The organism is Polaribacter sp. HA6-7 (assembly GCF_055693625.1).
The window spans coordinates 2,983,559-2,996,333 of sequence record NZ_CM146338.1 but is presented as its reverse complement, the minus strand read 5'-3'; the positions used below and the strand labels follow the sequence as shown (position 1 = coordinate 2,996,333).

Annotated in this window: 14 protein-coding genes; 9 read left to right on the top strand and 5 right to left on the bottom strand. The window is 30.6% G+C overall.

Annotation, left to right across the window (positions count from 1 at the left end; all coding sequences use genetic code 11):
* Window positions 1-20 precede the first annotated feature (20 nt).
* Entirely contained in the window at window positions 21-491 is a 471-nt protein-coding gene (locus tag ACZ1HD_RS16735; protein ID WP_472688103.1) for a TRAP transporter small permease, read from the top strand.
* 3 nt (window positions 492-494) lie between these two features.
* On the top strand, window positions 495-1,793 hold the full coding sequence (locus tag ACZ1HD_RS16730; RefSeq protein WP_079737631.1) for a TRAP transporter large permease: 1,299 nt from the start codon (window positions 495-497) through the stop codon (window positions 1,791-1,793).
* A gap of 81 nt (window positions 1,794-1,874) precedes the next feature.
* Here the strand turns inward: ACZ1HD_RS16730 and ACZ1HD_RS16725 are convergent, their stop codons facing one another.
* The 5 genes from ACZ1HD_RS16725 to ACZ1HD_RS16705 are packed head-to-tail and all read right to left on the bottom strand — an operon-like array spanning window position 1,875 to window position 4,250.
* Window positions 1,875-2,273: a Gfo/Idh/MocA family protein gene (locus ACZ1HD_RS16725; RefSeq protein ID WP_472688102.1), complete on the bottom strand. Its 399-nt coding sequence runs from the start codon at window positions 2,271-2,273 to the stop codon at window positions 1,875-1,877.
* Window positions 2,273-2,632 carry a Gfo/Idh/MocA family protein gene (locus ACZ1HD_RS16720; protein WP_472689394.1) on the bottom strand — a complete coding sequence of 120 codons (360 nt, stop codon included), beginning with the start codon at window positions 2,630-2,632 and terminating at the stop codon, window positions 2,273-2,275. The genes ACZ1HD_RS16725 and ACZ1HD_RS16720 overlap by 1 nt, the downstream gene beginning before the upstream one ends.
* Before the next feature lie 38 nt (window positions 2,633-2,670).
* Complete coding sequence (locus ACZ1HD_RS16715) at window positions 2,671-2,844, bottom strand: Gfo/Idh/MocA family oxidoreductase (RefSeq protein WP_472688101.1); 174 nt, start codon at window positions 2,842-2,844, stop codon at window positions 2,671-2,673.
* 1 nt (window position 2,845) lies between these two features.
* Window positions 2,846-3,736, bottom strand: a complete 891-nt coding sequence (locus tag ACZ1HD_RS16710) for a glucuronate isomerase (RefSeq protein ID WP_472688100.1) — start codon at window positions 3,734-3,736, stop codon at window positions 2,846-2,848.
* Entirely contained in the window at window positions 3,693-4,250 is a 558-nt protein-coding gene (locus ACZ1HD_RS16705; RefSeq protein ID WP_472688099.1) for a glucuronate isomerase, read from the bottom strand. Before ACZ1HD_RS16705 ends, ACZ1HD_RS16710 begins: the two co-directional genes overlap by 44 nt.
* Window positions 4,251-4,587: 337 nt before the next feature.
* Between ACZ1HD_RS16705 and ACZ1HD_RS16700 the strand changes: the two genes are divergently transcribed.
* From ACZ1HD_RS16700 to ACZ1HD_RS16670, 7 genes are all read left to right on the top strand, one after another.
* Entirely contained in the window at window positions 4,588-7,626 is a 3,039-nt protein-coding gene (locus ACZ1HD_RS16700; RefSeq protein WP_472688098.1) for a SusC/RagA family TonB-linked outer membrane protein, read from the top strand.
* Window positions 7,627-7,639: 13 nt separating this feature from the next.
* A complete protein-coding gene (locus ACZ1HD_RS16695; protein ID WP_472688097.1) occupies window positions 7,640-9,211 on the top strand; it encodes a RagB/SusD family nutrient uptake outer membrane protein in 1,572 nt (523 codons plus the stop codon).
* Window positions 9,212-9,231: 20 nt separating this feature from the next.
* The gene (locus ACZ1HD_RS16690) at window positions 9,232-10,026 is read left to right on the top strand and encodes a hypothetical protein (protein ID WP_472688096.1); all 795 of its coding nucleotides are present in this window, start codon (window positions 9,232-9,234) and stop codon (window positions 10,024-10,026) included.
* Between the two features lie 51 nt (window positions 10,027-10,077).
* Entirely contained in the window at window positions 10,078-10,875 is a 798-nt protein-coding gene (locus ACZ1HD_RS16685) for a fasciclin domain-containing protein (protein WP_472688095.1), read from the top strand.
* Window positions 10,876-10,889: 14 nt separating this feature from the next.
* Window positions 10,890-11,108, top strand: coding sequence for a fasciclin domain-containing protein (locus ACZ1HD_RS16680; protein WP_472688094.1), 219 nt, complete (start codon window positions 10,890-10,892; stop codon window positions 11,106-11,108).
* Window positions 11,109-11,358: 250 nt separating this feature from the next.
* Window positions 11,359-12,501 (top strand): sulfatase-like hydrolase/transferase, encoded by a 1,143-nt coding sequence (locus ACZ1HD_RS16675; RefSeq protein ID WP_472688093.1) that lies wholly within the window; start codon window positions 11,359-11,361, stop codon window positions 12,499-12,501.
* Complete coding sequence (locus ACZ1HD_RS16670; RefSeq protein WP_472689393.1) at window positions 12,498-12,767, top strand: sulfatase/phosphatase domain-containing protein; 270 nt, start codon at window positions 12,498-12,500, stop codon at window positions 12,765-12,767. The genes ACZ1HD_RS16675 and ACZ1HD_RS16670 overlap by 4 nt, the downstream gene beginning before the upstream one ends.
* Window positions 12,768-12,775 lie beyond the last annotated feature (8 nt).

Sequence of the window (12,775 nt, the reverse complement as noted above, 5' to 3'; positions counted from 1 at the left end):
TCTATAAAAAATAAACAATAATGAGAGCAAAAATAGATAGCGTTTTAGAAAAGTTAGTTCTTTTTATATTATTACTAATGTTAGTTAGTGTTGTTTGGCAAGTCTTTTCTAGATTCGTTTTAAGAGCACCCAGCACAATTACAGACGAAATATCAAGTTTTTCATTAATTTGGTTAGGTTTGTTAGGTGCTGCTTACGCTGCAGGCAAAAACCTTCACTTAGCAATCGATTTAATATCAGAAGATTTAGTAAAAAGAAAACAAGGTTTTTTTAACGGAGTTGTTTTTATATCTATAGCTCTTTTTGCTTTTACAGTAATGATAATTGGTGGCATAAGGCTTGTACAATTAAGTTTTCAATTTGGTCAAACTTCTGCCACTTTAGAAATCCCTCTTGGAATAATTTACATGATAGTACCTATTTTCGGTATGTTAATATGTTACTATAGTATAGATACACTTTTAAATTTACGAAAATTAAACAAAGCATAAATTATGAATTTAGTTGAAGTCCTTATTTTAGTTGTTAGCTTTTTAATTTTTTTATCTTTAAGAGTTCCTATCGCTTTTGCTATTGGTTTAGCAGCTTTGTTTACATTATTAAGTGCTATGCCTTTTTTACCATCTGTAACAACATTAGCGCAAAGAATGGCAACTTCATTAGATAGTTTTACATTATCTGCAATTCCGTTTTTTATACTAGCAGGTCAAATTATGAATAGAGGAGGTATTGCGGTGCGACTCATAAATTTTGCCAAAGCAATTGTTGGTCCACTTCCGGGTGGTTTGGCATTTGTAAACATTATTTCTTGTATGTTGTTTGGTGCAATATCTGGTTCTGCTGTTGCAGCAGCTTCTGCTATTGGTGGTTTTATGAATCCAATGATGGAAAAAGATGGTTACGACAAATCTTTTAGTGCCGCGGTTAATATTACAAGTGCTACAACAGGATTAATTATTCCACCAAGTAACGTACTTATTGTTTATTCTTTAGCAAGTGGAGGTGTATCTATAGCTGCTTTATTTATTGCAGGTTATATACCCGGCTTATTAATAGGTTTAGCTTTAATGATTGTTGCCTTAATATACTCTATCATAAAAAAATATCCTACAGATAAATTAGTAGGTTTTAAAGAGTTTTTTAAAAGATTTGTAGACGCTTTTCCTAGTTTAATGCTATTAGTTGTTGTTATTGGTGGTATAGTTGCCGGAATTTTTACAGCAACAGAAGCATCTGCTATTGCTGTAATCTATACATTAGTTTTAGGTTTTGTTTATAAGGAAATTACATTTAAAGATGTTTCCCCAATCTTATTAGAAACAGTAAAAACATCTGCAATTGTTTTATTGTTAGTTTCAACTTCTATTGCCATGTCTTGGGTAATGAGTTATGAAAATATACCGCAAGAAATTAGTAATTCATTATTATCAATAAGTGATAATCCGATTGTTATATTAATTATTATTAATTTGATTTTACTATTTGTTGGAATATTTATGGATATGACACCTGCAGTTTTAATTTTTACTCCAATTTTTTTACCAATAGTAACAGGTTTAGGTATGGATCCTATTCACTTCGGAATTATAATGATTATGAATTTATGTATCGGATTATGTACTCCGCCTGTGGGTTCTGTGCTCTTTGTAGGCTGTAGTGTTGCCGATTTAAAAATACAACAAGTAATACGACCATTATTACCTTTATTTTTAGTAATGATTGGCGTATTGTTGTTAATTACCTATTTTCCAGATTTGACACTTTGGTTGCCAAGAGCTTTTGATTTGATATAATATTATTGGTTTGGCAAAAAATATATTTTGTCAATTAGAGTTTAGATAGATTTATAACTTATAAGAAAGGATATTATTAGTTTATTCTTGAGTAGTAAATCTATCTAAGATTTTCATAACAACAACACCATCTTTTACAGTACAAGGGTTTTTCGCTTTTCCTAAAAAGTATTTTACCGTTTCTTCTATTAAAGGTTGTTGCACATGTACGGGGTTTTCAAAAGAAAAAACTTCTTTTTTGTTGGTAGTATCTAAAATCACTTTTTTACCGTAAAAAGAGAAAGTGATAGAACCTTTTTCACCATAAATTATACATTGATCTTTTACATCATTTTCTGATGCAATAAAATTCCAAATTCCTCTAAATTGTACACCGTTTTCAAAGTTTATAATTCCGTTTACAATATCTGCAACTTTATTGTTTTTTGTTGCGGTAGCAAAACCTTGTACATTTTTAATTTTTCCGAAGTAATGAAGCATTAAATCGATTTGATGCGGTGCAATATCATGAAAATACCCACCTCCGAAGTTTCCGGCTTTAGGCGCCAGTTATCTTCTGTTTTTGCAATTATGTTGTTTGTTGTAGATTGTAAAATAATAATATCAGCAAAATGTATTTTACCAATGCTGTTTGTGTTTAAAAGCTCTTTAACTTTTTGAAAAGCTGGCAAGTTTCTTCTATAGTGTGCAATTACTATTTTATTATTATCAGAAATTATCTTTTCCAATTCTATGGCTTCATCAGCATTCATAGTCATTGGTTTTTCTAAGTAAACAAATTTACCAGCATTTAAACATTGTTTTGCAATTTCTAGATGACTAGAGGGAGGTGTAGCAATGTAAAGTGCATTGATATCAGGATGATTAATAATATCGTCTATAGAATCATAAAAAAAGGTACATTATGTCTTTTGGCGAAATCTTTAGATTTAGCTTTATTTCTTCTCATTACTGCAACCAATTCAGAATTTGCTACCTTTTGAAAAGCAGGGCCACTTTTTATTTCTGCAACATCACCACAGCCAATAATTCCCCATTTAATAGTATCCATTTTATTTAAAATTAAAATAGTTTTTTGCATTATGATAACAAATATCACTTATAATTTTACCAAGAAATTCTTCATCTGCAGGTAACTCACCGTTTTCAACATCAGTACCAATGATATTGCATAAAATTCTTCTAAAGTATTCGTGTCTTGGAAAAGATAGAAAGCTTCTAGAGTCTGTTAACATACCTACAAAACAAGACAATAATCCTAAATTAGATAATGCATTAATTTGTTTTTCCATACCATCTTTTTGATCTAAAAACCACCAAGCAGCACCGTATTGCATTTTACCCTTTATGGTACCATCATTAAAATTTCCAACCATGGTTGCAAAAACTTCACTATCTGCTGGATTTAAATTATATACAATTGTTTTTGCTAATTGGTTTGTACTATCTAATTTATTTAAGACACCACTTAAAGCACGAGCTTGCGAAAAATCTCCAATAGAATCAAAGCCAGTATCTCGCCCAAGTTGATCAAGTAATCTTTTATTATTATTTCTGATTGCACCTAGGTGAAATTGTTGTGTCCAACCAACTTTATGATACATTTTGCATAACTCAATAACTGTTTTAAATTTAAAGAAGGCAATTTCATTATCTGTCAGAGATTCATTGTTTTTTACTTTACCAAACAAGGAATGTACATCATAAATTTCTTTTTCAAAAAAGTTTAACTGCTCAAAACCATGATCAGATAATCTACCTCCATTATCATTAAAAAAGTTAATCCTACTTTCTAAAGCCTTTAATAAATCATCATAATTATTTATGTTAACTTTCGATATTTTTTCAAGTTTAGATAAATACTGATTATAGGTTTTGGTATTTTCAACAGCAAGAGAATTATCTCGGTCTAAAAGTAGGAAATGTCTGAACTTTTGAAGCATCTTTTTGAATTGCAATATGATATTCTAAAGAATCTGCAGGATCATCTGTTGTACACAAACTTTCTACATTTTGCATTTTTAGCAAACCGTTTGCAGAGTGAGATTTTTGCTGTAAAATTTTAGAAGTTTTTTCATAAATTTCCTCAGCGTTTTCAGGACACAGAATTTCATCAATATCAAAATATGCTTTCAATTCTAAAGCTGTCCAATGAAAAAGTGGGTTTTTGATAGTGTAAGGAACAACTTCTGCCCATTTTAAGAACTTTTCTTTGTCTGTAGCATTACCCGTAATATATTTTTCATCTATACCAAAAGCTCGCATTGCACGCCATTTATAATGATCGCCATATAGCCAAACTTGTGTAATATTTTCGAATTGTTTATCATTTGCAATTTGATCTGGAGGCAAGTGATTGTGATAATCTATAATCGGGTTTTTCTTAGCAAAATTGTGATATAATTTTTCTGCAAAATCGTTTTTAAGTAAAAAGTTCTTGGTTAAAAAAGTGTTCATAGTTATTTTTATTTATCTGTAATCTTTGAAGTGTACAAAGGTAATGTCAAAAAATCTTTTAGCTAACTATCAATAGAAATTAATATTGAATATAAATAAGTTAAAATAATATATATTTCAGTATAGTACAGGATACTGATTTAGTCCATAGTTTGTAAAATTGTGTTAATTAACATTATGGTATAGTTATTATTTACAATTTATTAAAACTAATTTTAAACATGAAACAAACTTTTAAAAAGCGAAATCCATCATTGAGGATAATTCGGTATTATTTCTCTTGTTTTCGGGTTTTACAACTTTAAACCTAGAAGCCCAAGAAAGAATTACGGGTTCAGTGTCAGATAATAGTGGAAATATTTTACCAGGTGTAAATATTTTACAAAAAGGAACAAGAAATGGTGCAAGTACAGATTTTGATGGTAATTATTCTATTACGCTTCAAAAAGGACAGAAGACACTAGTTTTTTCTTATTTAGGTTATAAACAAAAAGAGGTTTCTGTTGGGACTAATACTACGATTAATGTGGTTTTAGAAGACTCATCAGAATCTTTAGAAGAAATTGTTGTAATTGGTTTTAGAGAAGTAAAAAGAGATAAAATATTGGGAGGAGTTTCTACTGTTAAAGCAGAATCTATTCAGCAAGCAGCACCGGTAGATCCTTTACAAGGTATTCAAGGTAAGATGTCTGGTGTTCAAATTGTTTCTAACAATGGACCTGGTGAAGGTTTTGATATTAGAATTAGAGGTGTCTCTACTTTTACTGCGGGTAACACAGGACCGTTATATGTTGTAGATGGTCAGCAAACTTTTAATATTGATAACATAGATCCAAATGATATAGAATCTTTAGAGGTTTTAAAAGATGGTGCAACTACAGCAATTTATGGTGCGCAAGGTGCAAATGGTGTGGTAATTGTAAAAACAAAAACAGGTAAATCTGGTAAAATACAATTAAGTATTACAAATGTTACAGGGGTAAATAAGCTTATTGGAAATTTACCAGCTCCTAATGCGGCCCAAAGAATAGAGCAGGAAAGAAGAATGAACTTAGGTGGTAGTTTTATTGGCGCAGGTAGAGATTCTTTAAGTTTAGTTGGTAGAAATTCTCCGGACATACAAAAACTAGTTACAAGACCTGCCTTAAGAAACCAGGTAAACGTTGCATTAAGTGGTGGTTCTGAGAAGGTAAAGTTTTATTGGAATACAGGGTTCTTTAATGAATCTGGTATCATAATAAATAGTGGTCATAAAAGAGTAAATACTCGTTTAAAATTAGATTTAACACCAAATGAAAAATTTAAAACAGGTACTTTAATTAATTTATCTTATGAATTTACAAATAGTACTACTTCAGGTCCTGTTTTAGGTCACCTTTTAAATAGAGTTGCATATTTACCGTTATTTGAACCGGATGGAAGTTTTACTCCAGGTTCTCCTCGTAAATTTAGTTTAAATCCTATACAAAATGCTGTTTTAAGAAAAAATGACAGAAAAAGATACAGAGCTAATTTATATACTTATGCTCAATATAAAGTATTACCTTCTTTGTCTATAAGATCAACTGTTGGTGCTGATTTCTTTTACGATAAGAGAGAGGGTTTTGTTCCTTCTATTTTAGATCCTAGAAACTTTGCAGATGGTAACCCTACAGGTAGCGAAAGACATCAATTAACAACAAGAATACAACAAGATAACACTTTAAACTTTAACCAGCAATGGGGTGATCATGATTTAGGTGTTTTTGCAGGTATGCAAATACAAAAAATAGTTTCTGACAATTTAAAAATTGATTCTAGATTTTCTAATGATTTAATAGAAACGTTTAATAACGCAGATCCAGAGTTTCTTTTAGTTGATACAGCTGGAGGAGATGCAACTCAAAAAGAATCTACAGGTTTATTTTCTTTATACGCAGGGTTTGATTATGATTATAAAAACAAGTACTTATTAGGGGCAACAATCCGTAGAGATGGTTCTTCAAAATTTGGAGCAAATAATAAGTATGGTATTTTTCCATCTGTTACAGCAGGATGGAGAGTTAGTAAAGAAAATTTCTTAAGAGGAAATTCTGTAATTAAAAATTTATTAGTTAAAGCAAGTTACGGTATTGTAGGTAATGATAGAATACCAAATTATAACTTTACTAGTTCTCTTGTGCCAGGTTCAGATTATAATGGTGAAACAGGTTTTGCACCTAGTAGATTAGGTAATGCAGACTTAAGATGGGAAGAAACAGAATCTACAAACCTGCAGTTAGACATGAGTATGTTTAAAGGTAGAAGATTAAACTTTTCTTTAGCATTTTGGAGAAAAGTAACAGATGGTTTGTTGGTAAATACAGAAATACCGGAAGAATCTGGATTTAATAACATTAGAGAAAATAGAGGTGTTGTTAGAAATCAAGGTATAGATTTTGAAATTAGTGGAACTATACTTAAAACAAAAGATTTCTCTTGGAGATCCGGGTTTAACATTGGTTTATTAGAAAATACAGTTCAAGAGCTTGATGTTCCAATTCGTACAGGTCGTTTTATAACAGAAGAAGGATCTCCAATAGGAAATATTTGGGGTTATAAAAATCATGGAGTTTTTCAATATGATGAGTCGAATGCATTTACTCCATCAGGAGATAGATTATTTCCAAACTTTGATTCTAACGGATTTTTCTTAGGAACTTATAATATGGCTAACGGTGAGCAATATCCTTTAGATGGTGAGATAAAACAATTAGTTCACGGTTCTACTAGAAATATTTTGAAAGGTGGAGATTATATTTGGGATGATGCCAATGGAGATTTTGTAATTAATAGTGATGATGAGCAAGTTTTAGGTAATGGTTTACCAACAACTTACGGAGGATTTAGCCATGATTTAACTTATAAAAATTGGACTTTAGGTACCTTATTTGATTATAGTTATGGTAACGAAATCTACAGAAGATATGACCATGATAGAAATAGTTTAAGAGCAACAGTATTAACAGTATCTCCTGATAGATTAGATAACGCTTGGCAAAATCAAGGTGATATTGCTCAATATCCAATATTACAAGCTGGTAGAGCTAGAAACCAAAATAGATTTGATTTTACAAATAGTACAGCGAATAGTACATACGTTTCAGACGGAAGTTTTATTAGATGGAGGTATGTACGTCTAGGATATAAATTTCCTAAAGATGTATTAAAGCAGATAGATATAGGTATTACTGGTTTAAGTTTCAATTTTGCGGTAAACAATCTTTTAACTTGGACTAACTATGAAGGTTATAACCCGGAGTTTGGTAGTAGAGGAAACCCTTTAACACCAAGTGAAGATGCGTTAAGATATCCTAATGATAGAGAGTTTTTACTTACTTTAAAAGCACAATTTTAATCAAATAAAAGTTATGAATATAAATAATATATCAAATAAAATAAAACAAGCACTAATGCTTTGTGCTGCTATAGGATTACTTTATTCTTGTGACGATTTCGTTCAAGAACTTCCTGTAAGTGAAATATCTCCTGATGGGTTTTATTCTAATAACGCAGAATTAGAATCAGGTATAATAGGTGCCTATGATGGTTTACAAGTTGCATATAGTCAATTTTACCTTAATGTTGGTGAATTTAGATCAGACAACTTTCAACCAAATGGAAACAATACTTCTAGAAACTCTTTACATAATAGTACAATAGATCCAGGAGAAGGTTTGTTAAGATGGGCTAATCTTTATACTGTAATAGATAGAGTAAACAGAGTTATTAATGCAGGACCTAATATTGATGGTGTAGATAAAGATTTATTAGGTGAAGCTTATGCAATGAGAGCTAAAATATATTTTGATTTGGCAAGAGTTTGGGGAGATGTACCTGTATTTTTACAATCAATTACAGCGATAAGCGAAACGCAAAAACCACAAACTTCTTATGAAGATGTTATGAATACTGTTGTAATTCCTGATATGAAAAAGGCAGAAGAATTAATAACAACACCTTCAAGAGAATTTAGATTTTCTCAAGCCAGTGTATTTGCATTACAAGCAGAAGTTTATATGTGGATTAAAGAAGAAGGTTTGGCAAAAGATGCAATAGAGAATTTAATAGCTTTAGGATCTCATAGTTTGGTACAAACACCGGAGGCTTGGCAAGATTTATTTATAAATCAACCAAGTACAGCAGAGTTTCCTCAAGGACCTGGAAAAGTTCAAGCAGGTCCAGAATTAATATTTTCTGTTCATTACGCTTTAGAAGAAACAACTTCTGGTGTTGCAAGAGCTTACATGGCAGGTGCAGCAATTAGTGTAATGTCTGAAGAAGCAGAGACTAAATGGGCAGAAAGGTTTCCAATAGACTCTCTTGGTTGGGCAGATAAGTATACAGCTACAAATAGAAGATTGCCAGTATTTACAAGAGAGATAGAATTAGATGACGGTTCTACAATAATCGAACCGATTTATGGAGATTGGAGACAGTTTGCAACTAGATTTGGTGGAGATTTTGAAGATGGTTTAGGAAGTGATGAGTTTGGTGAAGCAAGATGTGCTAAATGGGTAAAAAATAGATCTCACTTAAATCCTAATGACGATGATACTAATTTACCAGTATATCGTTATGCTGATATGATTTTATTATTAGCAGAAGCAGAATTAAAATTGCAAAATGCGCCTAAGTGTTTAGAGTTAATAAATCAAGTTAGAACAGCAAGACAATTGCCTTTAGCTACGGATGAAGAATTTGGAGACAATTTTGATGCACAATTAGACTTTTTATTGGTAGAAAGACAATTAGAGTTGTTTGGTGAAGGTAAAAGATGGTGGGATTTAGTAAGAAATGACAGAGCTATCGATGTTATGAACCCAATACTAGAAGAGAGAGAAGTAACTCCTCTTACTAGCGATAGAATAATATGGCCAATTTTTATTGATCATTTAAGAGAAAATCCTTTGTTAAACCAAAATCCGGGGTGGTTAAATTAATTTTAAAAATTTAAGACAATATGAAAACATATTTAAAAATTATAGGAGTTGCTTTAATAGCAGTTATATTTAACTCATGTACTTTAGAATTACAAGAACCTTTCGATTTTCAACCGGAAAACACGTTTGCAGACCCTTTTCAAAATATGACAGCTTGGGAGCATATTCAAACAAGAACTTCTGGAGGTTTAGTTGATGATCAAGGTAGAAAACGATTAGATGGTGAAGAATTAGATTACATGATTGCAGCAATAAAGCGTGTAGGTTATGAAGATTTATATAATCAAACATCAACAGAAAGAACCTATCTTTTATTAAACAATAATGCCTTTACAGGTGGTAATAGAGATAGAGATATATTAAGAGTTATTACAGGAAGAACACAAAGTCCTGCTGCTAGAGTAGATGCAGACGAAGTAATGGCTGCTATTACATCAGAAGAACAACTTAATATGTTAAAAGCAGTATTAAAATATCATATAGTTACAGAAAAAGTTGCGCAAGTACCTAAGCTTACAATTTTTGATAAAAACTTTGTTTTTAAAACGATATTACCTGCGTTAACATTAGATGTAAATGGTTTGCCAACAGGCTTGTCTAACAGTAGCGCAGAAATAGTTTTTAGAAGAAATATAGAATGGAAAATGGAAGTAAATCCAATTTCGTCTCCATTAATATCAACAGCAGTTGGTCCTGGGTTTAATGAAAAAGTAAGATCACATAACTATGTTTTTAATAATGGTATAGGTCACTATTTAAACGATCCTGTTAGATATCATCCGATTCCTTTTTACGAAAATTACAACGTAGATTAAAATAATTTAAGAGTATTTAATTAATTAATCTAGCTTAAAAAAATATAAAAAATGAAAAATAATAAAATCATAAAATTTCTTTTTACAGGTTTGCTAGCTTCTTTATTGCTTGTTTCTTGTAACTTGCCTGAAGACGATGCTGTTTACATACCGTTTGAGCCAGAGTTGGTAGAAAACCCAGAGACAATTACACAGTTTATAATCTTTAGAGATGATTTAAGCATTTTTGAATCTGCAATGCGAATTATGGAAGAAGAAGGTGATGTTAAACTGTTATCAGAATTAAATATTCCTGGTGGTACAACAGTTTTTGCACCAACAGATGATGCTTTTCAACAATTCTTTACTAAAAACGGAATTGATGAAATTGAAGATTTACCTTATGAAGATCTAGAAAGTGTAGTTTTAAATCATATTGTTACTGGTAAATTTTTATCTAGTAGTTTATCTTCCGGATATGTTTCTACTAGAGCTTTTAGAGAAGATACAGACCAAAATTTAAGTATGTATGTAGAGGTTTCTAATGGTGTTGTTTTAAACGGAGAATCTAAAGTTACAACTGCAGATGTAGAAGCAAATAATGGTGTATTACATATTGTAGATACTGTAATTGGTCTTCCTAGTAACGTAACTTTAATAGAACAAAATCCAGATTTCTCTAGCTTTTTAGAAGCATTAACTAGAGCAGATACTTTTGTAAATGAAGAAGGAAACTCGCCAGAATTAGAAAATTTATTAAGAAACTTAGACAGAAAACTAACTTTATTTATACCTAACAATGCTGCTTTTTCAAGCTTATTATCAGAATTAGGTGTAGCTTCTATACAAGAAATAGAGCCGAAACTTTAGTTGCTGTATTAGCTATGCATATTGTAAATGGTAAATTTATAAATTCAGAAGATTTAGAGTTAGAAACAGTAGAAACCTTAAGAGGAAATACTATTGATATCGATCCTGATAATTTAACATTAACAGACTCTAGAGGTAGAGTTGCTAATTTTGATTTAGATTTTATAGACATACAATCTGCTGGTGGTGTTATACATGCTATCGATAAAGTATTGTTAAATCCAGAGATGTAAATATATATTTAAAATAAAATTTAATAAAACCCTCTATTTTATAGAGGGTTTTTTTATGTTAGTTTTAGAATGAAATCATCATTTATATCTAAAAAATAGTGCTAAATTAATTTTTATATTGAACCAAGATAATTAGTATTATACTTGATTTTTTTCAGGACAGGGCAGGATGCAATTTAAAAGTACTAGATATATTTTTATCCATAAACAATATTCAGAAATTAATAAGATTTAATTAAGATAAGACCATATGTTAAAGCACAGTTTTTTATTACTTTTTTTAAGTTTCTATAGCTTAATAAACGCACAAAGCAATTCTAATTCAGAAAAACCTAATATTATTTTTATATTAACTGATGATCAACGTTTTGATGCAATTGGTTACGCTGGTAATAAATTTGTTGAAACTCGAGAAATGGACGATTTAGCAAAATCTGGTACTTATTTTAACTCGGCTATTGTTACTACACCAATTTGTGCAGCAAGTAGAACAAGTATTTTAACCGGTTTACATGAAAGAGCGCATAATTTTAATTTTCAAACAGGTAATGTAAGAGATGAGTATATGGATAACTCTTATCCAAGATTACTTAAAGATAGCGGTTATTATACCGGTTTTTATGGTAAATACGGTACAAGGTATAATCATTTAGACAAACAATTTGATGAATATGAATCTTACGATAGAAATAATCGTTTTAAAGATAGAAGAGGTTATTATTATAAAACTATAGATAAAGATACTGTTCACCTAACTAGATATACAGGTCAAAAAGCAATAGATTTTATAGATAAAAATGCAAGTAACAAGAAACCGTTTTGTTTATCTATAAGTTTTAGTGCACCTCATGCGCACGATGGTGCGCCTAAGCAATATTTTTGGCAAGAACCATTAGATGCGATGTTAAGTGGTACAACGATACCAGAACCTGAATTAGCAGAAGATAAATATTTTTTAGCACAACCTAAGATTGTAAGAGATGGATTTAACAGATTACGTTGGACTTGGAGATATGATACGCCAGAAAAATATCAGCATAGTTTAAAAGGGTACTATAGAATGATTTCTCGGTATCGATTTAGAAATAAAAAAATACGTGCTAAACTTAAAGAAACAGGTCAAGATAAAAACACAGTCATTATTTTAATGGGTGATAACGGATATTTTTTAGGAGAACGTCAGTTCGCAGGAAAATGGTTAATGTATGACAATTCTATAAGAGTGCCATTAATTGTTTTTGATCCTAGAGAAAACAAGCATCAAGATATAGATGATATGGTTTTAAATATAGATGTTACTAAAACCATTGCAGATTTAGCAGGTATTAAAGCACCGAATACATGGCAAGGTAAAAGTCTTATGCCAATTGTTAGACAAGAAAAAAATCTATAGAAAGAGATACAATTTTAATAGAACATATTTGGGATTTTGATAACATTCCGCCAAGTGAGGGTGTTCGTACTAAAAAATGGAAATACTTTAGATATGTTAATGATAAGACTATCGAAGAACTATATAATTTAGAAAAAGATCCACAAGAGATTAAAAATTTAGAAGGAAAAAGAAAATACAGAAAGGTTTTAGCAAATTTAAGAGCTAAAACAGAGGAGTTAATCAAAAAAATAGCAACCATTTTAGAGCAGCACCTACAGATTTAACAGTAGAG